This is a genomic window from Lentzea aerocolonigenes (assembly GCF_000955955.1).
GTDB classification, from domain to species: Bacteria; Actinomycetota; Actinomycetes; order Mycobacteriales; family Pseudonocardiaceae; genus Lentzea; species Lentzea aerocolonigenes_A.
Genome location: NZ_JYJG01000099.1, coordinates 1 through 22,430 on the forward strand (window position 1 = coordinate 1; position 22,430 = coordinate 22,430).

The following is a 22,430-nucleotide window of genomic DNA, read 5'->3' on the forward strand; positions in this document are numbered from 1 at the left end:
GACGTGGATGAAGGTTCCCTTCATCTCAAACCAGCGGGACTGCTAGCAGGCGTTGACCCACGAGCACTCGACGTCGAAGCGCTCCTTGGCCGGAACCTTGGTGGGCTTCTGCGCAGGAGCCTTGCGCTGCTGCGGCACCGCCTGGGTCTTCGGCGTCGGCGTGCTCATCACCTGCGCGCCGCCGTCGTTCGCGAGGCGCACAGCGACCTGGTCCTCGATCGTCTTGGGGTTGAACCACAACACCAGGTTGTTCTGCACGATCGAGAACACCAGCTGCCGGCCGGCCTGCGTGGTGACGTACCCGGTCAGCGCCGAGACGCCGGACATCGAACCGGTCTTGGCCACCACGTTGCCCTCGGCCTTGGTGCCCTTCATGCGGTTGACCAGCGTGCCGTCCCGGCCGGCGACCGGCAGCGACGACTGCCAGACGCCGAACCACGGCTTGGTCCTCGCCTTGACGAAGATCGACGCGAGGTCGTCCGGCGCGATCTCGTCCATCCTGGACATGCCGGAGCCGTCGAAGATCTCGACCCAGTTCGCGTCGACGCCCAGGCCCGCCCACTTGCGGCTGAGCTGGTTGACACCGTTGGTGAACGAGCCACCCGCGGTCTTGACCAGCGCCTCGGTGATCATGTTGTTGCTGTTCTTGAGCAACGGGTTCATGACCTGGCCCAGCGTCATGGACTGGTCGGACGCGAGGACGGCGGCACCCTGCGGCGCCTTGCCCTTGCGCACCCCGCCCTGGACCTGGATCCCGTTCTGCTCCAGTGCATTGCGGAAAACCGACCCGACCACAGCGGTCGGGTCCGTGACGGTGACGAGCGCCGACGCGTCGGACGTCGTCGAACCGCTGACCCTGACCACGTTCGTGCCGTGGTCACGCTCGATCGACACACCGTCGTCGCCGGTGGTCGCCGTGTTCACGATCTGCAACTGGTCGTTCGGCGGGAAGACGCTCACTTGAGCCGGGGCGCCAGGAGAGGCACCCGGCGACGCGGTGACGACCACCGTGCCGGCGCTGAACTTCGCGTCCGGCGACAGCGTCAGCGCCGAGGTCACCGCGCTGTACGCGTACGGCTCGTCGTCCCACGCCCAGCCCAGTCCGTAGGGCTGGGAGTCGAACGCCGTGTCGTCCAGCACGAGCGCGCCGCTGACCGACGTGACACCCTTGGCCTTCAACGAGTCCGCCAGCGCCTTGTAACGCGCCGCGGACATCGTCGGGTCGCCGGTACCGCGCAGGACGAGGTCGCCGTTCAGCGTCGACCCGTTCTGAGCGCCCGACGACTGCAGCTCGGTCTTCCACCGGAAGTCCGGTCCGAGCAGATCGAGAGCAGACGTCGTGGTGAGCACCTTCAGGTTCGATCCCACCTGCGAGCGCCTGCCACCGGATCTGGTGTAGACGACCTCACCGGTGTTCGCGTCCCGCACGGTGATTCCGACATCGGCGCCCTTGAGGCCGCCGTCAGCCAGGATCGCGTCGAGATCACGGGTCAGTGCCTCGTTTCCGACGGCCACCGCGCCGCCGCTGGACGTCAGGGTCAACCCTGTCGCCGCAGCAACGACCGCCCCCAGAATTCGAAATTTCACGCTTCCACCTCTGATCGATCACCCGACCACAACGTGTGGAAGCTACCTGGACGATCAATCCGCCTGTACGTGTGGGCACCGAAGAAGTCCCGTTGTCCCTGAACCAAAGCAGCGGGCAGCCGCTCGGAACGAAGGCCGTCGTAATAGGCCAAAGCGGACACGAAGCCAGGAGTCGGGACACCGGATTCGACCGCACGGACCACAACCCTGCGCCAGGCGGCCTCAGCGTTCTGCACCGCGTCGCGGAAGTAGTTGTCCACCAACAAGGACGCGAGATCCGGGTTCGCGTCGTATGCCTCGCGAATGCGGTTGAGGAACTGCGCGCGGATGATGCAGCCGCCACGCCAGATCGTCGCCATGGCGCCGAGGTCGATGTCCCAGTCGAAGTTCTTCGAGGCCTCGCGGATCATGTCGAAGCCCTGCGCGTACGCCACGACCTTCGACGCGTAGAGCGCCTGGCGCACGTCGTCGACCAGTTCGGCGTCGGGCTTCGCGACGACCTCGCGGGCACCGAACGCGTCGCGCACGGCCTTGCGCTGGTCGGTGTGGCCGCTCAGGCTGCGCGCGAACACGGCCTCGGCGATACCGGTGACCGGGACGCCCAGTTCCAGCGCCTCCTGCACGGTCCAGCGGCCGGTGCCCTTCTGCTCGGCGGCGTCCTCGATGACCTGCACGAGAGGAGTTCCGCTCGCGTCGACGTGCTTGAGCACCTCTGCCGTGATCTCGACCAGGTACGACTCCAGGTCGCCGGAGTTCCACTGCGTGAACACGTCGGAGATCTCGGCCGGGGTCTGCCCACCGACGCGGCTCAGCAGGTCGAACGCCTCGGCGATCAGCTGCATGTCGGCGTACTCGATGCCGTTGTGCACCATCTTCACGAAGTGCCCGGCGCCGTCCGGCCCGACGTGCACGCAGCACGGCTGACCGTCCACCTTGGCCGCGATCTCCTCGAAGACCGGTCCGACGTGCTTGTAGGACTCGGCGGGACCACCCGGCATGATGCTGGGCCCGTTGAGCGCGCCCTCCTCGCCACCGGAGATGCCGGCGCCGACGAACAGCAGCCCCTTCTCCTTCAACGCGGCCTCGCGGCGGCGCGTGTCGTTGAAGTGGGCGTTGCCGCCGTCGATGACCATGTCGCCGGGTTCGAGGATGTCACTCAGCTCGTCGATGACGGCGTCGGTGGGGCCACCCGCCTTGACCATGATGATGATCTGGCGCGGCGTCTGCAGGCTGTCCACCAGATCCTGCAGCGTCTCGGCGCCGACGAAGTCACCCTCGTGGCCGTGCTCGTCGAGCAGGGCCTTCATCTTCGCGGGCGTCCGGTTGTGCACGGCGACTTTGAAGCCGTGGCGCGCGAGGTTGCGCGCGAGGTTGCTGCCCATGGTGGCGAGACCGGTGACCGCGATACGTGCTTTGCCTTCCGTCATACGCGACAGCCTGCCGTGTTCTTCAGGTTTACGCGAGACGTCACAGGGTGTTCTCAGACTCCGTTTTGCCAGGTGAACCGCGTCACGTGCCGGTACGTATGGCTAGGCGTAAGTTGGCTTTCATGACGGAATTCACGAGCGTGGGACGCTCGGCGACCGACCGCGCCTCCAGGTACGGCTCGCAGCTGGTGAAACACTTCACGCACAAGGACCTCGAGGGGTCCTGGGAGGACACTCGGGGCTTCGTGCGCTTTTCTCTGGGGCTGGCGGAGTTCGAGGCTTCGTCCGACGCCCTGGTGATGCGTGTCGTGTGTTCGTCGGAGGAAGACGTGGCTCGTCTGCAGGACGTCGTGGAACGGCACCTGGTCCGGTTCGGGACCCGGGACGAGCTGACCGTGACTTGGTCCTAAGCCGCCAGGACCGAAGCGGCCATCCCGATGAGAGCGGTACCACAGACCCGCTCGAACGTCGCCCGGATCTTGGGCTTGCTCAGGACGGCCCCCAGCTGACGCGCTAGTGGCACGACGATGACCCAGAACAGCGCGAAGGTCGCCACCGTGACCGCGCTCAGCAGCGCGGCTTGGGGCAGCGGCGCGCTGTTCGGGTCCATCGCCTGCGGGATGAGGCTCAGGAACGTCAGCATCACCTTGGGGTTCAACAGGTCGCACAGCAGGCCGCGCAGGAACACGTTGCCCTGATGTTCTTGCGGCTGCGCTGCTTTGGCTGTTTTCAGGGTCATGAACCCGATGTAGGCCAGGTAGAGCGCGCCGATCACCTTGACCACCAGCAGCGCGGTCGGCACCGCGGCCACGAGCGCTGACAGGCCGATCGTGGCGAGCGTGGCGTGGACGAGCAGCCCGGTGATCACTCCGAGAGCCGCCTCGGTGCCTTTCTTGAGGCTGCGCACCGCGTTCCCCATGATCAGCACGAAGTCCGGCCCCGGCACGATCATGATGATCAGCAGGGCAACCAGGAACGACGTCCACGCGATGTGCATGCCGGTGATCGTCGTGCGTTGTTCTGCGGCATTCCAGCTGGTCAGTACGATGTTCGCTTATGCGCGAACAAGCCGAACTGGATTCGGTCGACTGGCACATCCTGGAGGAGTTGCAGAACGACGCGACGCTGCCGAACCGCGCACTGGCGGAGATCGTCGGCCTGGCGCCTTCCTCGTGCCTGCAACGGGTCCGCCGGTTGCGCGAACTCGGCGTGATCACGGGGTGCCACGCCGTTGTCGACCCGGCCACGACGGGGTTGCCGCTGGAGGCTGTGGTGGCGGTGAACGTGCGGCCTCACACTCGGCCCGTGGTGGCGGCGTTTCGGGCGTTCGTGATGGCTCAGGCCGAGACTCGGGCGGTGTTCCACGTGTCCGGGCAGGCCGATTTCCTGATTCACATCGCTGTGGCGGATTCGACGCATCTGCAGGCGTTTCTGATGGACAAGATCGCGTCGCGGACGGAGGTGCGGAACCTGACGAGTTCGGTGGTGCTGGAGCGGGTGGAGACTCGGGCGTTGACGCCGCCGGCGAACCTGCGGCCGACTCATCGGCGCCGCAAAGCGTGAGCACCTGGTCAACTGCAGTCGCTGATCCGCCACACGCCTGACTCGCGCACCTGCTGTTCCAGCGCAGAGTTGTCCGACGCCACGCTGGTGGTGGTAGTGGGCGCTGCGGGCGTGGGAGTCGCGCTGTCGCCGGCACTGCTGCACCCCACCACTGCGGCCGCCGCCAACAGCCCTGTCGCCACCGCTCCGGTTCGTCTGATCACATCGAGCTGTCGCGGCAACACATCCAACCGCTACAGGCGTGAGCGATCACGAACCAGACTTGATCACTCGAACAGTGTTCGAGCGTCAGTCGAACGGTTCGTCGTGCCAACGCCACCCGGCCGTGCCGTCCGCGTAGATCCGCAGCAGGAACTCCGCCACCGGCTCCCCGTCCGGAAACGTCATCGTGAACAGCGAGCGGACCCGGCCGTCGAGCACGTCGGCCCGCTCGTACTCCTCGGCGTCGAGCGCCTGCTCCAGTTCCGCGAACACCGGCCGGAACTCCTCGAACCCGGCCAGAGTCTCGACCCGGGCGTGCATCCACGGGAAGTCCCCACCGGTCACCACGAGCCGTGCGATTTCCAAACCGCCCCGATGCAGCCGCCAGACCTCACCGGTCATTCAGCACCCGGATCAGCCCCTCCTGCACCACGGTCGCCACGAGCTGACCGTCCTGCGAGAAGAACCGCCCGGTCGCCAGCCCGCGGTTCCCCGAGGCGGAAGGCGAGGAGGTGTCGTACAGCAGCCACTCGTCGGCGCGGAACGGGCGGTGGAACCACATCGCGTGGTCCAAAGACGCACCGAGAACCTTGTCCAGGCCCCAATAAACGCCGTGCTTGGCCAAAACCCCGTCCAGCAACGTCATGTCCGAGGCGTAGGTCATCACGCAGATGTGCAGCATCGGGTCGTCCGGCAGTTTGCCGTCCGCCTTCATCCACACGCGCGACGCGGCCTCGCCCGGACCGTCCTCACGCGACTCCCACGGCGGCTCGGTCACGTACCGGACGTCGATCGGCCGCGGGAACTTCGACGAGTGCAGCTGGTAGCCCTCTGCCTGCTCGGTCCACGTCGGCAGCGACTCGGGAGAAGGCACGGGAGGCATCTCGGACGAGTGCTCGTTGCCCTGCTCCTCCAGCTGGAAGGAGGCGGACAGGGTGAAGATCGCCTTGCCGTGCTGCACGGCGACCACGCGCCGGGTCGTGAAGGACCGTCCATCCCGGATGCGGTCCACTTCGTACACGATCGGCACGCGCGGATCGCCGGGCCGGATGAAGTACGAGTGCAACGAGTGCACGCGACGTTCGACAGGCACGGTCCGGCCCGCGGCGACCAGGGCCTGGCCCGCCACCTGGCCGCCGAAGACGCGCACCGGCGACTCGGCGGGCGACACGCCTCGGAAGATGTTCTCCTCGATGCGTTCCAGGTCGAGCAACGCGACCAGGTCGTCCACTGCGGATTGTCCGCTCAGGCCTGAAGGCGAGGAAGCAGCGGCACGGGCGGCCTCAGTCACGGCAGAACTCTCCCTATGGGCGCGGTCGTCGTCGGACACGGCAGCGGCCCCGCGCCCTCAACCAGTATGAGGGGGCGAGGCCGGCTTCAACGACGCATCAGGCTGAGAGGCCAGCCACTACGCGTGGTCGTCCTCCCCCAGCCGGTGCACCCGGATGAGGTTCGTCGAGCCAATGGTGCCGGGAGGCGATCCGGCCACGACCACCATGAGGTCGCCGGCCGTGTAACGACCGATCTCCAGCATGGACGTGTCGACCTGGCGGACCATCTCGTCGGTGGACTCCACCTTCGGCACCAGGAACGTCTCGGTGCCCCACGTCAGCGACAGCTGCGAGCGCACCGCCGGCTCCGGCGTGAACGCCAGCAGCGGCAGGTGCGTGTGCAGACGAGCCAGCCGGCGGACGGTGTCACCGGACTGCGTGAAGGCGACCAGGGCCTTGGCGTTGAGGCGCTCGCCGATGTCGCGGGCCGCGTAGGAGATCACGCCTCGCTTGGTGCGCGGGACGTGGGTCAGCGGCGGCACGACGACCGACTCGGTCTCGACTGCCTCGATGATGCGGCCCATGGTCTCCACGGACTCGATGGCGTAGCGGCCGACCGAGGTCTCGCCGGACAGCATCAGGGCGTCCGCGCCGTCCAGCACCGCGTTCGCGACGTCGGACGTCTCAGCGCGGGTCGGGCGGGAGTTGGTGATCATCGAGTCCAGCATCTGGGTCGCGACGATGACCGGCTTGGCGTTCTCGCGGGCGATCTGGATCGCCCGCTTCTGCACCAGCGGCACGTGCTCCAGCGGCAGCTCGACGCCCAGGTCACCGCGGGCGACCATGACGCCGTCGAACGCGAGGACGATGGCCTCGAGGTTGTCCACGGCCTCCGGCTTCTCGATCTTCGCGATCACCGGGAGGCGCTTGCTGCCCGCGCGGTCCATGACCTGGTGGACCAGGTCGATGTCCGCGGGCGAGCGCACGAACGACAGTGCGATGAAGTCCACGCCCAGCGAGAGCGCGAACTCGAGGTCCTCGATGTCCTTCTCGGACATGGCGGGCACGGAGACGTCCATGCCGGGCAGCGAAAGGCCCTTGTTGTTGCTGACGGGTCCACCCTCGGTGACCTCGCACACGACGTCGGATCCTTCGACCTCGACGACCACGAGGCCGACCTTGCCGTCGTCCACGAGCAGGCGGTCGCCGACCTTGGCGTCCTTCGCGAGCTCCTTGTACGTCGTCGACACGCGGTCGTGCGTGCCCTCGACGTCCTCGACGGTCACGCGGACGATGTCGCCGGTGTTCCAGTCGACCGGACCCGCGGCGAAACGGCCGAGGCGGATCTTGGGGCCCTGGAGGTCGGCGAGGATGCCCACGGCGCGGCCCGACTCGTCGGCTGCCGCACGGACCATGTCGTAGACCTGCTTGTGGTCGGCATGGCTGCCGTGGCTGAAGTTCATCCTGGCCACGTCCATACCGGCCGCTACCAGGTCGCGGACCTTGTCCGGCGTGCCAGTGGCGGGACCGAGGGTACAGACGATCTTTGCGCGTCGACTCACGTCAGTAGAGACTAGACCTCCTTCCTGGACCGATCCCGAACTACCACTCGGTAATGTTCTGACAATGGGCCGAGTACTCCCGTTCGTGATCGCGGCGTTGCTCAGCGTCGTCGTGTTGTTCACCCCCGAGTCAGGTGTGCCGAGCTCGCCACCCGGCACGGACAAGGTGGTGCACACGCTGCTGTTCGCCCTGCTCGCGTACACAGGCCTATACGCGAATATTTCTCGCGTTCTGCTCTGGCTCGTCGCCTACGCAGGCATTTCGGAAGTGCTCCAGCACCTCATCACGCCACTGCACCGCAGCGGCGACGTGCTCGACGCGCTGGTTGACGTCGCCGGGATCGGCCTCGGCTGGGCTATCGCCTCGGCGATTCGCTCACGCCGACATGGTCCTCGCACCACGCGTTGAAGTCCCTGAGCTGCCGCCACGACTTCCGCACCCGGTCGAGGCACGCCGGCTCGTGCAGCACGTCGTCCGGCTCCCAGACCTTCCGCACCCAGATCGACCTGTGCTTGAGCAGGTCGAGGTGCGGGTGGTCGTCGCCGATCCCGCGCGGCTTCGACTTCATCACGTCACCGTGCAGCGACCAGCCCTGCTTGAGCAGCTTGTCGATGATCTTGCGCAGCAGCACGCCGTGCGCGTCCACCGAGGCGCGGTAGCGAGCCAGCTGGTCCGGGGCCATGTGATACGAACCACCGCCGGTCGCGAGGCCCTCCGAGCTGATCTGCGTGTAGTAGGCACCGCCGCCGCGGCCCTTCTCGATGACGCCACCGCAATGGGTCTTGTACGGCGTCTTGTCCTTGGAGAACCGCACGTCCCGGTACGGCCGGAACACCTTGCCCTCGCCGAACTCCTTCTCCAGGTCCGCGAGCAACGCCTCCATCGGCGCCTTCACGTCCCGCAGGTACGTCTCCTTGTTGTCGTCCCAGTAGGCCTTCGAGTTGTCGAGCTCGAGGCCGTCGTAGAAGTCGATGGCGTACTCGCCAAAGCCGGTGAACGTCACCGAGTCAGCCTAGTTTCATCGCCCAAGCGCGTGAAATTCGTTTGAGTGCACATAACCAAGGCCATAATCAGATGAATGGCCCGCCGTATCAACGCGCTCGCGACCTGGCTTCACACACTCGAGGCGGACGAGGTGGCGGCGATACTCGTGCACCGCCGGGACGTGGCGGATCGCTACATCCGCACGTTGAAGGACCTCGCGACGCAGCTCACCGACGCCGATTCGGTGCACCTGGTCGAGGACACGCTCGACCAGGGCGCGGTGGACGTGCTCGGCGCGATCGTGGCGCAGGGCAACGCCGGCACGGTCGACACGGTGTGCGCCGATCTGCGCTGCACCATCGACGACTTCGAACGGGCCTTCGGGCAGCTCAAGGAACGTGCGCTGGCGTGGCCGGACGGGGCCAGGCTCATCGCGGTGAACTCGGTGCGGGCGACCGGCGCGCAGCACGACCAGCTCACCTTGCGGCCGAAGAAGCCGGTGCGGCGCAAAGCGTCCGGGGTGTCCCCAGTGGTCGCCGCCATGTCCACTGTGGACGGTGTGGCGCGGCTGCTGGCGCACTGCGAGCAGGACAGCTTCGACGCCCGCTACACCGGCGGCGTCGCGACGGTCGAGATCCGGCGGGTCGCGCGGGCCCTGCGGGTCGGGGACGGCGTGCTGCGGCTCTGGCTGGAGCTCGCGGTCGAGGCGCAACTGATCGGCATCGAACGCGCGCGGCTGCTGCCGACCAAGCACGCGGACTCCTGGCTCGGCTCGGCTCCCGGTGCGCGGCTCGCGGCGCTGGTCAAGGCGTGGCAGCGGATGGACTGGCGGCCGGAGCCGGACCAGGCACGGGCGGCGTTGCGCGACTACACGGGAGCGGCCGGGCTGGCTCTCAGGCGTACCGCGCTGGAGCGGTTCTCGGCCGACGAAGCCTTCACCGACCTCGACGAACTTGTCGCCGACCTGGTGTGGGAGCGGCCGGCGGTGCAGGATCTGCGCGCGACGGCCGCGGTGATGGGCGAGATGGAGTCGCTCGGGCTGATCGCGGGCGGCGCGCTGACGCCGTTAGGTGCCGCAGTGCTGAACAGCGGTGACATCGACGCTGCGGCAGCCGAACTGATGCCACCTGCGGCTGAGAAGGCCGCGTTCCAGACGGACATGACCGCGGTGGTGAACGGGCTCCCGTCGCCGGAGTTGAGCGCGACGCTGAACCTGGTGGCGGACCTGGAGGACAACGACGCCGCACGGGTGTGGCGCCTGTCCGCCGGATCGGTGCGGCGCGCGTTGGACACCGGCCTGACCGCGGAAGATGTGCTCGCGAAGCTCGCGGCCGTGTCGGACGCACCGTTGCCGCAGGTGATCGAGTACCAGGTGCAGGACGTGGCGCGCAGGCACGGCCATCTGACGGTGACGGACGTGGCGAGCTGCGTGCGGGCCGAGGATCCGATGCTGCTGCAGGAGATCGTGAAGTCGAAGCGGCTGGGGTCGTTGAAGCTGCGGTTCCTGGCACCGACCGTGCTCGCGTCGGCGCAACCGATGGCGGAGACGCTGGCGGCCCTGCGCAGGGCCGGATACGCGCCGACCGGGCTCGACGCGGGCGATCAGTCCATTGTGGAGCATGTAGGGCGGCGCAGCGCACCGGCTCGCGGGGAACGCAGGCCGGACCGGTGGTGGCGGACCGAGCTGGACGACCTGGAGCTGACCCAGCTCGCGATCAGGCTGGTCGAGCAGGAACGGCCGACCGTCGGCCGGGGCACCCCGCGTGCCAACGCGGCGCGGATGCTGCGCGACCAGAACGTCGTCCTGCGCGACGAGGAAGTGCTGATCCTGGCGTCCGCTCTGGTGGACGGCAGCCCCGTCGAGATCAGGTACGCGAGCGGGCCGCGGCAGCTGGAGACACACGTGATCACGCCGGCCAAGCATCTGGAAGGCGTGCTGACCGCGGACTGCGAGGACGGGTCGACGCGCGAGTTCGTCATCGGTCACGTCCGCAAGGTCGCGGCCCACGCATGAACAGCGGATGAAGTCTCACCAACTCCGGTGATCACGTGCTGATACTGGAAGTGTGGCCGATCCGTTTTCCGCCGGACTGCTGATGGTGCTGGAGACCGTGCTGGAGCGCGTTCTGGTCGGTCTCTTCGACGTCGTGCACAAAGGCTCCAGGGACAAGAAACGTCAACGCGAGCTGACCAGGCCGGGACCGCTGGTCGAGCGGGTCAGCGCGGAGCTCGCGCGTGGTGAGCTGAGCGCGGTCGAGCAGCACGAGTGGCAGGCCGCGGTCGACGCGGTCCGGGAGTCCCTCGAGGCGTCGCTGCCGTTGCGCGACGACGAGGCGTTGCGGGTGATGCTGACGCCCGAGTCGTTGCGGAACCACGTGATGTCCAAGTCGGCGAAGATCCGGCGGGCGGCGGGCCGTCCGACCACGCGACGGCGGTCTACGACGCGTTGCTGCTGCGAGTGTGTGTCGCGGTCGTCGAACTGGTGTGGTCGCAGCCGGAGTACGCGCGGCGGCTCGCGGTGGAGATGTTCCGGATCGGCCGGGCGACCGCGGATGCCGTGGCACCGCCTCGCTGATCCCGCCGAAGAGCTTCGCGCACGCCGACGCGTTGTCCGAGACCGGGTCGTTCGTCGTGGACCTGCTGCCCGGCCCAGAGGCGACCGAGGAGGCCGCGTACATCGTGCGGACGCTGGCGAACATCGGCGGCGAGGGTGCGTGGGAGCGGATCGCGGAGTTCGCGGCGGTGGATCACGCGATGGTGATCGACGAGCTGCTCCGCGCGTGGCGGAACACGCCGGATGCCGAGAACTACGCCAAAACTGTGCTGTCCAAAGTGGACTTCGGCGATCGGCGCGTCGACGTGCGTGGCTGGCACCGGATCCAGTTCATCATGCACCTGGCGAAACTGCGGCACGTGCGGTGCATCGGCAACATCAACCCGCTCGACCCGCTGGGCTCGATGCCCGCGCTGCACCGGTTGGAACTGTGGCAGAACGAGGTCATGCGCGACCTCTCGCCACTGGCTCTGTCGGCATCGCTGATGGAGCTGCACCTGAGCCGGTGCCGTCCGCTCGGGCGGATCGACCTGGCTCCGGTGAGGAACCTCGACGAGTTGCACCTGCACTTCAGCCGAGTCGAGCTGGAGTCGTTGGAGGGCGGAACGCTGCGGCGCCTGCGGATCCGTGACTCGGCCACCGACGACGGGCTGGCCGCGCTGCCGGCATTGCCCGCGTTGCGCGAGCTGGTGATCGACCACCGCCCGCCCTACTCGTTGGCAGGATTGGAACGGTGGCCGGCCATCGCCGTGCTCGAGGTGTTCGGCGTGCCGCCGGCAGCAGATCTGCGCGTGCTGCCGGCGTTGGAACATCTCGTCGTGCACCAGCCGGAATCGTTGGCCCGGCTGGAAGAACTGCGTCAGGAGCTACCAGGCGTGCGCATCACCACTTGACGCCGGTCACCACTGAATCTCGGCGAGGCTGTTCAACGGCTTGCGCTCGGACTCGTCCAGCAGCTGGACGGCAGCCGTGTCGGCGGTGTGCAGCTCGGCCGGGAAGGTGAAGTTCACCCGCTTCTCCAGCTCCGCCACCGACACCTGGAACACGCGGAACTCGTCGAGGTCGAGCGCTTCGGCCAGGACGAGGTTCTGCGTGAGCAGGAACGCGCTGCAGCGCAGCTCGCCGTCCACCACGAACGCGATCGCCTTGTAGAACTCACGCGGGATCGGCACACCGCGGAACACCCTGTCGTCGGCGTTGAAGACCGGCCCGCCGTAGACGCTGACCTTGAGGTTGTCGACGTCGACGTCCGCGAGCACCGCGTCCTCGAGCCTGCCCCAGAGCCCTTCCTTCGTGCTCTGGTTGAAGTCGTCCATCTGCGGCGTGATGTTCGTGAAGAAGAACGAGTCCTTGTTCGCCCTCTGCGCCTCTGCCTTCGGGCCCCAGCACAGGTCCGCCCGGCGCGCGAGGTGCCCGCGGTCGAGCCTGTTGTCGCGGTAGAGCTCGTCGCCGGTCTGGAACTCGGCAGGAACCCTGGGGTCCTTGATGAACGGGATGTTGCTGCGGCTCAACGCCTTCATCTCGCCGCCGTCGATGTTCCACGCGACCCAGATCGCGAACCTGCGCGACTTGCTGAGCGCGAGCGAGAAGTGCGTGTAGTCGATCGTGGTCGAGCCGTTCAGCTCGACCGCGTCGTCGGCCCCGGTCTCGGTCAGCGTCGGGAGTCCCGCGGCGGTGCCGAGGAACTTCGCGTCAAAACCTGCGCTGGTCATGTGTCGCCCCCTACTGGTTCACCTGCAGGGTCGACAGAGGTAGCAGGGCCGTTAGCCGGATACACCCGAACGGCCCAGTGTTCACGAGGTCTTCTTGACCAGTTTGCCGTCCGGCGCGATCGCGAACCACTCGTCGTCGACGCCCTGGCCGTTCAGGTCACCGGCGACCTGGTCTCCCACGTAGTAATAGAGCGGCCACTTTCCGTACACGGCCTGCGAGCTCTCGTCGACCCGCGAGACGAGGCTCATGTCCGCGCCGTCCTTGGCATCCACTTCGGACTGCGCGGTGAGCGCGGGCCAGACCGCGATGCAGTCGGCGTCGCACGCGCTGGACTTGTTTTCATCCTTGGTGAATGCGTAGAGCGTCCGTCCCGTTTGGTCGACCAGGATGGGCCCGAGGTCGGACTGCGCGATCTTCACCTCGACGTTGGCAGGGGCAACCTGTTGCGGAGTTGCTTGCGGCGCCTCGTTTCCGCAGGCAGCGAGACCCGCGAGCAGGGCGGGCAGCAGCAGAATTCCCATACGTGCACGCATGTTCTTCTCCAAAGTGTCGTTCCTGTTCCCGCCGTCGACACGTGCGGAGACGTCGTCCGGTTCACTGACGAACTTTCTTTGAACCGAATCCGGCCGGGGTCCGTGTTGGTCATGTCGGGTCCGCCAGACCCCCCGACTCCCACTGAGGAGCCTTGGAGTACATCCCATGTCCCGCAACAAAACTGTCGCTGCCGCATGCCTGATGGGCGCCGCGCTCGGGCTGGCCGTGGTGACGCCGGCGTCCGCTGCCCAGGACGCCGTGACCGTGAAGATCACCAACCAGGCCGGGTACGAGGCCACCTTCTGCGCCGCCGACGTGCTCGAAGGCCGTTGCCTGGACGGCGCGAAGAAGGGCGAGTCGCGCTCGTTCACCGTGAAGCCCGGCAAGGGACCGATCGAGGTCCGCGTCGTCGTCAAGAACGGCGGCTCGGTCTTCCAGAACTTCACCGCCGACGGGCCGACGCTGAACATCGACGCCGGCGGCTCGGCTACCAACCCGACGGCGACCAAAGCCGCTGGTGGTGAACACGGTGAGCACGGCGGCCACAACCCGGCACCCTCCAACCCGGCGCCGAACCCCACCCAGCCCGCTCCCGCACCGGTCAAGGGCAAGCCGATGTTCTTCTCGGCCGACCTGGACGGCAAGCAGGAGGTCCCGACGGCCGGTGGTCCGGCCGTGGGTGACACGGACGCCTCAGCGAAGGCACTGGTCGAGGTCCGCGGTGACCGCGTGACGTTCGCGGTCGAGTGGAAGAAGACCTCGCAACTCACCCTCGGCCACATCCACCAGGGCAACGCCGGCCAGAACGGCCCGGTGAAGGTCAACCTGTTCAGCACGCCGATGCCGGAGACGTTGTCCGCGGCGGCCGGCCAGACCGTGATCGACGCGAAGCTCGCGGACGACATCCGCAGGAACCCGGCGGGCTTCTACGTGAACCTGCACAGCACCGAGAAGCCCGGCGGCGCCGTTCGCGCGCAGCTCAAGCCGCTCGGCAAGAACGTGAACCCGCTCGACATCATCAAGGGCGGCAAGGTCCGCGCGTTCTCCAACGGCCGCAACGAGGTGCCGGTGCAGGACGGCCCGAAGGTAGGCGACCCGGACGGCCAGGCCGTCACCTTCGTGCAGCCTTCGGGTAGCGGCGTGGACTTCTCGCTGGCGTGGGTGAACATCGACGCACCGACGCTCGGCCACGTCCACCAGGGCGTCGCCGGCCAGAACGGCCCGGTGAAGATCACCTTCTTCGGCACCGCCATCCCGCAGGGCATCTTCGCGGTCTCGGGCACGGCCACCGCTGACAAGGCCACGCTGGACGCGCTGAAGAAGTCGCCGAAGGACTTCTACTCGAACCTGCACACCGGTCCGTTCCCCGGTGGAGCGGTTCGCGGCCAGTTCACGTCTCATTAGTGACCAACTGAATTGAGGTGCCGCGGCCGCGACCCCCACGGCCGCGGCACCTCGCTATGCACTCACCAGGGCCGCGTGCTCGATCTGCCGGCACACCTCGTCCCGGCGAGCAGGCACGAACGGGAAGAAGTGCCCTCCTGGCAGCACGACCTCGCGGAACGGTGCGCTCGTGTGGTTCTCCCACAACGAAACCAGCTTCACCGGCACCACCTCGTCCTCCGCACCGGCCAACGCGGTCAACGGGACGGGAACCACCGTCCGGCGGTGCTCAGCCAGAAGTTCGAGCGCCAGCATCAGATCCGCCGCGGCCAGGTCTGTCCGCGGGATCTCGCGGGTGCTCGGCGGCACGGATCCGCTCACCACCAGGGCGTCGCACTGCGAAGCACACGCCAGGGCGAGCGTGCCGCCGAGGCTGTGTCCGAAGAAGACAGTCGGAATCCGGCGCAGTGCGGCCAGTTCCGCCGTGATGCCTTCGACGGCGGCTTGAGCCGTGGTACCGACCGGTTCGCCGCGGCGACGTTCACGTCCGGGCAACGTCACCCCGCGCACCTCGATCAGCGGCTGCAGATCGCGCAACAACGGCAGGTAGGCGCCCGGCCCCGCGCCCGCGTGCGGGAAGACGACCAGACGAGCTTTGGCGGGCAACGCGGTCACCCGCAACGGTGCGGTCCAGGTGCTCATGCGCGGGCTCCGGCCAGTGCTTTCCGCACGGTGCGGCCGTTCTTGCTGCCCAGCACACCATCCGCGACCAGTCGTTCCAGCATCGGCGCCGGCGCATCGCCCGTGGCCTGCCGAAGACTTCGCTGGATTTCCAGCGCGACGTCCGTGCCGACCACGTCCAGCAGCCGCAACGGCCCGAGCGGCAACCCGAGTGCGGCCCGCACGGCTGTGTCCAGGTCGCCCGGGTTCAGCCCGTCCAGCAACGCGAGCGTCGCGTTGAGGCACGGGAACAGCAGGCGGTTCACGATGAACCCCGCGCGATCCCCGCACACCACCGGCGACTTCCCCAGGTCCGCGCACACCCGCAGCGCCGTGGCCAGCACGTCTGCACCTGTGTGGCTAGTGCGCACCACCTCGACGAGCTCCATCACTGGCGCCGGGTTGAAGAAGTGCAGCCCCACCACGTCGTGCGGACGCGAGGTCGCCAGCGCGATCTCGACCACCGGCAGACTGGACGTCGTGGTGGCGAGCACCGCACCCGGCCGGCACTCCAGGTCGATCAGGGCCATGACCTCCCGCTTCACCGCGAGGTCCTCAACAACCGCTTCGACCACGAGATCCCGGTCTGCCAGCGTCGTGTAGTCGGTGCTCACCGCGAACGCGTCACCGGCAAGGCGTTCGGCGCTGCGACCGACCACCAGCGTGTCGAAGCCGGCGGAGACGAAGACCTCCGCGATGCCCCGAGCCATCGTGCCGGTGCCGACCACCGCGACCTTCCGCACGGGGTGGGGAGTGCCCAGCGGCACGGATCCACGCGACCCCGCTGAACCCGGCCCGAGACCCATCTCGGCCATCAACCGCATCGGCCCGACCGCCATCCCCGCCCCAGCCCGCATGGCCGCGTCGAGGTCCTCCGCCGTGACGTAGCCATCCGCCACCATCGCTGCGGCATCACGCAACATCGCGACAGCAACAGCGTTGGCCGCCTCTGCACATCCGGTCCCGGAGCGCACCTTCAGACCAGCACGGGACAGATCGGCGGCGAACGCGTCCGCCACCGCGGTGAGCGCCGGATGCCCACCAGCCGGAGCGTTGATCTCCAACAGCCCCGTGCGGGCCGCCGGACCGCAGAACTGCACGGCCAGGAACCGATCCGGCCGCGGTGGACTCACCCGCACCGGCACCGCGGTGGTCGCCAACACTGTGGTCTCACAGCACAACCGGTCCAACGCGTCGAGCACGGACTGCTTGGCCTGCTCGGGAACGGCCTCGATCACGAGCCCGCACCCGCCGAGCTGATCGGCCGTGAAGTCGCGCCCCAGCACGACGACCCGGCGTCCGCTCGCCGCGAGCAGGTCGGCGAGACGGCGGCCGGCCGGTCCCGAACCGACTACGCCCACCTCCGGAAATGGTGACACGTGCATGACTTCTCCCCCTGATCGATGTTCACACAGCCGTCAGCACGAGAGCCGCGTTGTGACCGCCGAAGCCGAGCGACGTGGAGGCCGCGGCCCTCATCCGCAACGCCCGCGGCGCCCCGGACACCACGTCCAGCTCGACCGCCGGATCCAGCGACTCCAGGTTCGCGGTCGGCGGCACCACGCCGTGGTGCAACGACAGCGCGGTGTAGATCGCCTCGATGCCTCCGGCCGCGGCGAGCGTGTGGCCGGTGACGCCCTTGGTCGACGTCACCGGCGTCCCCGCACCGAGCACCCGCGTCAGCGCCAGTGCCTCGGTGGCGTCGTTCAACGGCGTCGAGGTGCCGTGTGCGTTGACGTGACCGATGTCCGCCGGCTCGACACCCGCGTCGGCCAGAGCGGCGCGCAACGCACGTTCGACTCCCGCACCCGACGGATGAGGTTGCGTGGCGTGGAAAGCATCCGAGGCCGCCCCGTAGCCGGACACGCAGGCGAACACCGAGGCACCGCGGGCACGGGCGTCCTCCTCCCGCTCCAGCACCAGGATCCCGGCGCCCTCGGCGGGGGTGAAGCCGTCGCGAGCAGCGTCGAACGGCCGCGAGGACGACGAGGGGTCGTGCACCCGCGAGGTCAGCGCGCCCATCCGCTGCAGGTTCGTCACGGTCGCCGCGGTCAGCGCTGACTCAGTGCCTCCCGCGAGCACGATGTCGCACGAACCGGACCGCAACAGGTCGCGCGCGATGCCCACGGCCGTCGCACCGGACGCGCAGGCGGTCGCGGTGACCAGGCTCGGACCCGTTGCGCCGCAGTCGATCGCCACGTACCCGGCGACCATGTTGACCATCGACTTCGGTACTGTCAGCGGCGAGACGTCCGCGGGTCCGTTGGTCAGGAACGCCCGGTGCTGTTCCTCGGTGGTGGCCGAGCCGCCGAGCGAGTTGCCCAGCACCACGCCGACCCGAGCACCATCCCATGTGGACGAATCAAGCCCGGCCGACCGAACGGCCTGGCGGGCGGCCACGACGGCCAGCTGCACGAACCGGTCCAACCGACGCCCGGCCGCCCTACCGAGTAACGACACAGCGTCGAAATCCGGCACCCGGCAGGAGAAGTCGACAGGTAGTCCCGACAGCGCCGCGTCTCTGGAGGCGGCCGTACCGCCGGCGTTCAGCCGTCCCCAGTTCGCGTCGGCGCCGATCCCGGCCGGGGTCACCAGACCCAGGCCGGTGATCGCCGCGTTGAACATCAGGCCTCCTGCAGCATGCCGACGACGTCGGCGACGGTGCTGCCGGCGGTGAGCGAGCCCTCCGGCAGCTCCTTGCCGAACTCGCGGCGGATCAGCAGCGCGAACTCGACCAGCAGCAACGAGTCGACGTCGATCTCGTCGAACGTGATGCCGGGCTCGGCCGCGCGGTCCTCGACGCCCAGGTCGTCGATCAGCATGGTCACGAGGCGGTTGTGCAGGTCAGACATCGGATTCCTTTCCGAGAACGGGCCACGTGAGCGCCGTGGACCCCCAGGTGAGCCCGCCGCCGAAGCCGGTGAGCACGACCTTCGCCCCAGCGGGCAGGCGAGCGTCGGCGAGAGCGAGCGGGATCGACGCGGCGACGGTGTTGCCGACCCGGTCGAGATTGCTGAACATCAACGTGCGCGGCAGCCCCAGCTGGTCCGCGACGGCGTGCAGGATGCGGATGTTCGCCTGGTGCGCCACGACGTGCGTGACGTCCTCCAGCTCCCAGTCCGCCTCCTTCACCACCTGTCGCACCGACTCAGCCATCCGCAGCACGGCCTGCGTGAACACCTCGCGGCCGCTCATCTCGAAGTAGCCGCCGCGGCGTTGCGTGATCAGGTCGGCGCGCGAACCGTCGCTGCCGAGCTGGAAACCTTGCAGCGCACCGGGTTCGTCGGCACGTCCGGCGCGCAACACCACCGCGCCCGCCCCGTCGCCGAAGATGGCGCGGGTGGTCCGGTCGGCCGGGTCGAGGATCGTCGAGAACGTGTCCGCGCCGATCACCAGCACCCGGTCGGCAACTCCGGTCGCGATCAACCCGGCCGCGTTGGCCAGCGCGTAGACGAATCCGGTGCACACGGCCGCGACGTCGAACGCCGCGACCTCACCGAGTCCGAGCTCCGCGGCGACGGCGGGCGCGGTCGCCGGGCACGGCCGGTCCGGCGTGCTGGTGGCGAGCACCAGCGCGTCGACGCCCTCCACGGACTTCAGCGCCTCGCGACCAGCCCTCACCGCCAGATCCGAAGTGGACAGACCAGATGCGATGTGCCGCTGCGAGATACCGGTCCGGCTCCGGATCCACTGGTCGGACGTGTCCAGCTCGGCGGACAGCGCGTCGTTGTCGACGACCGTCGGCGGGACGAAGGAACCCAAGCCGCACAACACGGCCGCGCGCGTCACGAGTGCACCAGCCGGACACTGCCGGACGCGATGACCTCGCCGTTCTGTTCAAACCGAATCCCGGTCCATGCGCCACGAACAGCGTGCACGGTCAACGGCGCGTCCAGCTCCGCGTACCGGTAGCACTCCAGCTCCATTCCGGTCAGCAACGCGGACGGCGTCGCACCGGCGACCGCGATGCCCGCCTGTCGCGCCGCCTCCACCAGCACCATGCCAGGCAGGTGGTCCTGTGCGTGGTCGAACATGCTCGGGTTCGTCGTCACCGCTCGCACTCCGGCAGTGAGCTCGTCCCCCGCCACGACCACGTCGGCGAGCAGCACGTTGTCCGTCCGGCCCCGGCCGACCGCCAGCGGATCGACCGGCGTGCCCGTGGTGATCGCCAGACCCTCCGCGGAGGACATCGGCGGCGGCGTTCCCCGGCGCTGTGACCGCAGGTACCGATACGACTCCGCAGGCTGGTAACCCACGTCGATCACGGTCCGGCCCAGGTGGTGACCACCGAGGAACAGCTCCGTCGAGTACGTCAGCGCCCGGATCCGCGACCCGGCGCCCTTGCGGCCCGACGTCGTGGTCACCATGGTCAACTCGTGCCCCGCGGGCGAGGACACCAGGCCGGGCAGGTCCAGCGTCCAGCGCAGCAGGATGAACTTCCGATCGAGGTCCACCTCGCGGAACGCGTGTCCGCCATAGGTTTCCGCCTGCCGGGTGCACTCGAGCAGCAGCAGCGGATCCGGAACTCCCGGCGCCAGCAGGTGATCGGTGTAGTAGGGGTGCGAGGGAGGCAGGTGCGCGGCCGTCAGGTACCGGTCGGCGTCCACCCCCACCGCGTCGGTCAGGAACACCTCGGACAGGTGCGTGCGGTGCAGCAACGTCCGGTCAACCGTGCGGGTGCGGTCCAGAACCGCCATCCGCGGCTGTAAATCGGCGTGCGGGATCGTCACTTCTTCTTCCCCCCAACGAAGAAAGATCAGCTCGCGAGATCGCGATCCGAGACCATCAGGTAGATCGCGGCGGCACCGGTGACCGCGAGGACGGCCATGCCGCCGAACACCACGTGCCAGCCACCGACATATGCGTCGACCGCGTGCTGCGTCAGCTGTTCACCGAAGCCGGAACGAGCCGTCTCCAAACGGCCCTGCACCACGGCGTCCGCCAGCCCGGTCGAGCTCGACCCCTGCGTGAGCGTGAGCAGAATGCCGCCCACGGAAGCGATGCCGAGCGTCTCGCCGGTGAGCCGGATGGTGTTGAACATGCCGGATGCCATGCCGCTCTGCTCCGGCGGCACCACGCTCACCGCGGCGTTGTCCATGACACCGAATGCGAGCCCGATGCCGATGCCGGCCAGCAGCAGCGACCCGATCAGCCACGCGAGCGAACCGCCCGGCCGCACCTGAGTGAGCGCCACCAGTGCCACCGCCAGGATCGCGGGCGACGAGGCGAGCAGCACCCGCGGCGAGACACGAGCAGCCAGCGCACCGGAGATCAGCGGCAGCACCAGCACGGGCAACGTCAGCGGCAGCAGGATCACCCCGGACGCGGCCAGCGACAGCCCACCGGCACCCTGGAAGTACAGCGGCAGGTAGACCAGCAGCGCGGCGAACGTGAACACGATGCTCATCGGCTGCATGATCACCGCGATGAACGTCTTGCGGCGCAACAGCTTCAGTTCGAACATCGGGTGGTCACCGCGCTGTTCGACCCAGCCGAACAACGCGAGCGCCACCACACTGCCGGCCAGCACGGACAGGGTCGGCACGCTCAGCCAGCCGTGCTGCGGACCCTGCAGGAACGCGAGCGTCAGCAGGAACAGCGCCACCGTGAAGAGCACCATCCCGGGCACGTCCACCTTGCGCGCACCCGGATCGTGCGACTCGCTCAACGGCCAGGCGAGCACGAACGAGATCACGCCCAGCACGACGTTCGCCAGGAAGATCGCGTGCCAGTTCGACACCGCCAGCAGCGCACCGGAGATCACCGGGCCGAGCGCGAGGCCGAAACCGAGCGACGCGCCCAGCACGCCGAACGCCTTGGCCCGCGCAGGTCCGTTGAACGTCTGCGCCAGCATCGCCGAGCCGGACGTCAGGATCGCGGCCGCACCGGCGCCCTGCACCGCACGGGCGATGTCGACGACCAGGATCGACGGCGCGACACCCGCGACGAGCGACGCGAGGCTGAACACCCCGATGCCGACGAGCAGCGCGCGGCGGCGGCCGAAGAGGTCCGACAGCGACCCCGCGGCGAGCATGAACGCGGTGAACGCGATGTTGTAGGAGTTGAGCACCCACTGCGCGGCGCCGGCCGACGCCCCGACGGACGAGGCCAGCTCGCCCAGTGCGACACCGGGTCCGGTCACCGCCATCGGCAGCATCACGGCGGACAGGGCGACAGCCGCCAGCGTGCGGGTCGTGCCGGCCCGCGCCACGACTGGGTGCTCAGCGATCACAGCTGAACTCATGAGAACACCTCGGTGGTTTCGAGTAGCGGCGCGAGCTCGGCGAACGAGCCCACCTCCGCGTCGATGAAGGTCGCGAACGGGGCCGTGTCCTCGACGCTGAAGACGTTGCCGCGCATCAGCACGGTCGTGAGGCCCGCGAGCTTGGCCGCCCGCAGCGCGAGCGGTGAGTCGTCGACGAGCACCCACGGGCGGGGCAGCTCGCCGAGTTCGTCCTGCAATGCCGTGAAAGTGGCCGGGTCGGCCTTCGAGCGGTGCCCGATGGGCAGGAAGTCCGCGTCTCCGAACAACCCGTCGACGATCGCCCGGCGCGGAGTTGACGAGTCCATTGTGGAGCAGACCCTGATCGTCCTGCCTTCGCAGAACTCGCGGATCCCCTCTGCCAGTGCGTATTTCACGCCGCCGACGTCGGTCGCCTGCCAGATCGCGGCGGACTCCGCGGCGAACTGGCCGCCCAAGCCCAGCCCGTCGAACACCATCCCCAGACCGGCACGCGCCGGGAAGGTGGTGATCGCCTTGAACAGCAACGCCGTCGTCTCGAACGGCACCGGCGTGTGCCGGTTGATCGCGCCGTGCAGCGCGGTGAGCAGCAGCTCGCTCGCGTTCGGGCTGATCACCCCGTCGAAGTCGAGCAGCACCGTGCCCGGTTTCCCGACGATCACCTTGTCCCCCAGTCCTCTTTTGTACGA

The 22,430-nt window shown here is 68.4% G+C and carries 24 protein-coding genes; 6 read left to right on the top strand and 18 right to left on the bottom strand.

Translation table 11 applies throughout. The annotated features are described in order from the left end of the window. Positions 1 to 42: 42 nt before the first annotated feature. Both dacB and gndA read right to left on the bottom strand, forming a co-directional pair. The gene (dacB, locus tag UK23_RS16020; protein WP_196777757.1) at positions 43 to 1,587 is read right to left on the bottom strand and encodes a D-alanyl-D-alanine carboxypeptidase/D-alanyl-D-alanine-endopeptidase; all 1,545 of its coding nucleotides are present in this window, start codon (positions 1,585 to 1,587) and stop codon (positions 43 to 45) included. Continuing rightward, on the bottom strand, positions 1,584 to 3,014 hold the full coding sequence (gene gndA / locus UK23_RS16025) for an NADP-dependent phosphogluconate dehydrogenase (protein ID WP_045312326.1): 1,431 nt from the start codon (positions 3,012 to 3,014) through the stop codon (positions 1,584 to 1,586). The genes dacB and gndA overlap by 4 nt, the downstream gene beginning before the upstream one ends. Before the next feature lie 122 nt (positions 3,015 to 3,136). Between gndA and UK23_RS16030 the strand changes: the two genes are divergently transcribed. After that, a complete protein-coding gene (locus tag UK23_RS16030) occupies positions 3,137 to 3,424 on the top strand; it encodes a DUF2218 domain-containing protein (protein ID WP_045312376.1) in 288 nt (95 codons plus the stop codon). Here the strand turns inward: UK23_RS16030 and UK23_RS16035 are convergent. Then, entirely contained in the window at positions 3,421 to 4,011 is a 591-nt protein-coding gene (locus tag UK23_RS16035; RefSeq protein ID WP_045312327.1) for a LysE family translocator, read from the bottom strand. The two genes, UK23_RS16030 and UK23_RS16035, sit on opposite strands and share 4 nt — an antisense overlap. A 59-nt stretch (positions 4,012 to 4,070) precedes the next feature. Between UK23_RS16035 and UK23_RS16040 the strand changes: the two genes are divergently transcribed. Then, entirely contained in the window at positions 4,071 to 4,577 is a 507-nt protein-coding gene (locus UK23_RS16040) for an Lrp/AsnC family transcriptional regulator (RefSeq protein WP_045312328.1), read from the top strand. Positions 4,578 to 4,865: 288 nt separating this feature from the next. On the opposite strand, the gene UK23_RS16045 is transcribed toward UK23_RS16040, so the two are convergent. The 3 genes from UK23_RS16045 to pyk form a co-directional block, all read right to left on the bottom strand. After that, positions 4,866 to 5,180: a hypothetical protein gene (locus UK23_RS16045; RefSeq protein WP_045312329.1), complete on the bottom strand. Its 315-nt coding sequence runs from the start codon at positions 5,178 to 5,180 to the stop codon at positions 4,866 to 4,868. Continuing rightward, positions 5,170 to 6,069 carry an acyl-CoA thioesterase II gene (gene tesB / locus UK23_RS16050; protein WP_045312330.1) on the bottom strand — a complete coding sequence of 300 codons (900 nt, stop codon included), beginning with the start codon at positions 6,067 to 6,069 and terminating at the stop codon, positions 5,170 to 5,172. The genes UK23_RS16045 and tesB overlap by 11 nt, the downstream gene beginning before the upstream one ends. A gap of 117 nt (positions 6,070 to 6,186) precedes the next feature. After that, complete coding sequence (pyk, locus tag UK23_RS16055) at positions 6,187 to 7,611, bottom strand: pyruvate kinase (RefSeq protein ID WP_045312331.1); 1,425 nt, start codon at positions 7,609 to 7,611, stop codon at positions 6,187 to 6,189. A 64-nt stretch (positions 7,612 to 7,675) separates the two neighbouring features. Here pyk and UK23_RS16060 point away from each other — a divergent pair, with 64 nt between their 5' ends. Next, a complete protein-coding gene (locus UK23_RS16060) occupies positions 7,676 to 8,020 on the top strand; it encodes a VanZ family protein (RefSeq protein WP_045312332.1) in 345 nt (114 codons plus the stop codon). On the opposite strand, the gene UK23_RS16065 is transcribed toward UK23_RS16060, so the two are convergent. Continuing rightward, positions 7,968 to 8,615: a DUF2461 domain-containing protein gene (locus UK23_RS16065; protein ID WP_045312333.1), complete on the bottom strand. Its 648-nt coding sequence runs from the start codon at positions 8,613 to 8,615 to the stop codon at positions 7,968 to 7,970. The genes UK23_RS16060 and UK23_RS16065 overlap by 53 nt on opposite strands. Positions 8,616 to 8,690: 75 nt before the next feature. On the opposite strand from UK23_RS16065, the gene UK23_RS48695 reads away from it, so the two are divergent. Continuing rightward, positions 8,691 to 10,610, top strand: coding sequence for a helicase-associated domain-containing protein (locus UK23_RS48695; RefSeq protein ID WP_052684708.1), 1,920 nt, complete (start codon positions 8,691 to 8,693; stop codon positions 10,608 to 10,610). Positions 10,611 to 10,772: 162 nt separating this feature from the next. Here UK23_RS48695 and UK23_RS16075 read toward each other — a convergent pair whose 3' ends face one another. Further along, positions 10,773 to 11,021, bottom strand: coding sequence for a hypothetical protein (locus UK23_RS16075; RefSeq protein ID WP_045312334.1), 249 nt, complete (start codon positions 11,019 to 11,021; stop codon positions 10,773 to 10,775). A 59-nt stretch (positions 11,022 to 11,080) separates the two neighbouring features. Here UK23_RS16075 and UK23_RS16080 point away from each other — a divergent pair, with 59 nt between their 5' ends. Beyond that, on the top strand, positions 11,081 to 12,043 hold the full coding sequence (locus UK23_RS16080; RefSeq protein WP_156213145.1) for a hypothetical protein: 963 nt from the start codon (positions 11,081 to 11,083) through the stop codon (positions 12,041 to 12,043). 6 nt (positions 12,044 to 12,049) lie between these two features. Here the strand turns inward: UK23_RS16080 and UK23_RS16085 are convergent, their stop codons facing one another. Further along, positions 12,050 to 12,862, bottom strand: a complete 813-nt coding sequence (locus UK23_RS16085) for a DNA/RNA non-specific endonuclease (protein ID WP_045312336.1) — start codon at positions 12,860 to 12,862, stop codon at positions 12,050 to 12,052. An 81-nt stretch (positions 12,863 to 12,943) separates the two neighbouring features. After that, positions 12,944 to 13,396: a hypothetical protein gene (locus UK23_RS52670; RefSeq protein ID WP_196777758.1), complete on the bottom strand. Its 453-nt coding sequence runs from the start codon at positions 13,394 to 13,396 to the stop codon at positions 12,944 to 12,946. Positions 13,397 to 13,562: 166 nt separating this feature from the next. On the opposite strand from UK23_RS52670, the gene UK23_RS16095 reads away from it, so the two are divergent. Next, positions 13,563 to 14,801, top strand: a complete 1,239-nt coding sequence (locus tag UK23_RS16095) for a CHRD domain-containing protein (protein WP_082114694.1) — start codon at positions 13,563 to 13,565, stop codon at positions 14,799 to 14,801. Positions 14,802 to 14,855: 54 nt separating this feature from the next. Here UK23_RS16095 and UK23_RS16100 read toward each other — a convergent pair whose 3' ends face one another. The 8 genes from UK23_RS16100 to UK23_RS16135 are packed head-to-tail and all read right to left on the bottom strand — an operon-like array spanning position 14,856 to position 22,403. After that, positions 14,856 to 15,482 carry a thioesterase II family protein gene (locus UK23_RS16100; protein WP_045312338.1) on the bottom strand — a complete coding sequence of 209 codons (627 nt, stop codon included), beginning with the start codon at positions 15,480 to 15,482 and terminating at the stop codon, positions 14,856 to 14,858. After that, positions 15,479 to 16,861, bottom strand: a complete 1,383-nt coding sequence (locus UK23_RS16105; protein WP_052684710.1) for a 3-hydroxyacyl-CoA dehydrogenase NAD-binding domain-containing protein — start codon at positions 16,859 to 16,861, stop codon at positions 15,479 to 15,481. The genes UK23_RS16100 and UK23_RS16105 overlap by 4 nt, the downstream gene beginning before the upstream one ends. Positions 16,862 to 16,907: 46 nt before the next feature. Then, a complete protein-coding gene (locus UK23_RS16110; protein WP_196777759.1) occupies positions 16,908 to 18,125 on the bottom strand; it encodes a beta-ketoacyl-[acyl-carrier-protein] synthase family protein in 1,218 nt (405 codons plus the stop codon). Continuing rightward, complete coding sequence (locus tag UK23_RS16115; protein ID WP_045312339.1) at positions 18,125 to 18,352, bottom strand: acyl carrier protein; 228 nt, start codon at positions 18,350 to 18,352, stop codon at positions 18,125 to 18,127. Before UK23_RS16115 ends, UK23_RS16110 begins: the two co-directional genes overlap by 1 nt. Continuing rightward, positions 18,345 to 19,289, bottom strand: coding sequence for a beta-ketoacyl-ACP synthase III (locus tag UK23_RS16120; RefSeq protein WP_045312340.1), 945 nt, complete (start codon positions 19,287 to 19,289; stop codon positions 18,345 to 18,347). Before UK23_RS16120 ends, UK23_RS16115 begins: the two co-directional genes overlap by 8 nt. After that, the gene (locus tag UK23_RS16125; protein WP_052684711.1) at positions 19,286 to 20,197 is read right to left on the bottom strand and encodes an AfsA-related hotdog domain-containing protein; all 912 of its coding nucleotides are present in this window, start codon (positions 20,195 to 20,197) and stop codon (positions 19,286 to 19,288) included. The genes UK23_RS16120 and UK23_RS16125 overlap by 4 nt, the downstream gene beginning before the upstream one ends. Positions 20,198 to 20,256: 59 nt before the next feature. After that, the gene (locus tag UK23_RS16130; protein WP_082114696.1) at positions 20,257 to 21,744 is read right to left on the bottom strand and encodes an MFS transporter; all 1,488 of its coding nucleotides are present in this window, start codon (positions 21,742 to 21,744) and stop codon (positions 20,257 to 20,259) included. After that, a complete protein-coding gene (locus UK23_RS16135) occupies positions 21,741 to 22,403 on the bottom strand; it encodes a hypothetical protein (protein WP_045312341.1) in 663 nt (220 codons plus the stop codon). The genes UK23_RS16130 and UK23_RS16135 overlap by 4 nt, the downstream gene beginning before the upstream one ends. Positions 22,404 to 22,430: the final 27 nt, after the last annotated feature.

What these genes read in the sequence shown, in the direction of transcription:
- gndA (WP_045312326.1), bottom strand. Translation starts at nt 3,014, where the DNA reads ATGACGGAAGGCAAAGCACGTATCGCGGTCACCGGTCTCGCCACCATG.
- UK23_RS16030 (WP_045312376.1), top strand. Translation starts at nt 3,137, where the DNA reads ATGACGGAATTCACGAGCGTGGGACGCTCGGCGACCGACCGCGCCTCC.
- UK23_RS16035 (WP_045312327.1), bottom strand. Translation starts at nt 4,011, where the DNA reads ATGCACATCGCGTGGACGTCGTTCCTGGTTGCCCTGCTGATCATCATG.
- UK23_RS16040 (WP_045312328.1), top strand. Translation starts at nt 4,071, where the DNA reads ATGCGCGAACAAGCCGAACTGGATTCGGTCGACTGGCACATCCTGGAG.
- UK23_RS16045 (WP_045312329.1), bottom strand. Translation starts at nt 5,180, where the DNA reads ATGACCGGTGAGGTCTGGCGGCTGCATCGGGGCGGTTTGGAAATCGCA.
- UK23_RS16060 (WP_045312332.1), top strand. Translation starts at nt 7,676, where the DNA reads ATGGGCCGAGTACTCCCGTTCGTGATCGCGGCGTTGCTCAGCGTCGTC.
- UK23_RS48695 (WP_052684708.1), top strand. Translation starts at nt 8,691, where the DNA reads ATGGCCCGCCGTATCAACGCGCTCGCGACCTGGCTTCACACACTCGAG.
- UK23_RS16085 (WP_045312336.1), bottom strand. Translation starts at nt 12,862, where the DNA reads ATGACCAGCGCAGGTTTTGACGCGAAGTTCCTCGGCACCGCCGCGGGA.
- UK23_RS52670 (WP_196777758.1), bottom strand. Translation starts at nt 13,396, where the DNA reads ATGCGTGCACGTATGGGAATTCTGCTGCTGCCCGCCCTGCTCGCGGGT.
- UK23_RS16095 (WP_082114694.1), top strand. Translation starts at nt 13,563, where the DNA reads ATGTCCCGCAACAAAACTGTCGCTGCCGCATGCCTGATGGGCGCCGCG.
- UK23_RS16100 (WP_045312338.1), bottom strand. Translation starts at nt 15,482, where the DNA reads ATGAGCACCTGGACCGCACCGTTGCGGGTGACCGCGTTGCCCGCCAAA.
- UK23_RS16110 (WP_196777759.1), bottom strand. Translation starts at nt 18,125, where the DNA reads ATGTTCAACGCGGCGATCACCGGCCTGGGTCTGGTGACCCCGGCCGGG.
- UK23_RS16115 (WP_045312339.1), bottom strand. Translation starts at nt 18,352, where the DNA reads ATGTCTGACCTGCACAACCGCCTCGTGACCATGCTGATCGACGACCTG.
- UK23_RS16125 (WP_052684711.1), bottom strand. Translation starts at nt 20,197, where the DNA reads ATGGCGGTTCTGGACCGCACCCGCACGGTTGACCGGACGTTGCTGCAC.
- UK23_RS16130 (WP_082114696.1), bottom strand. Translation starts at nt 21,744, where the DNA reads ATGAGTTCAGCTGTGATCGCTGAGCACCCAGTCGTGGCGCGGGCCGGC.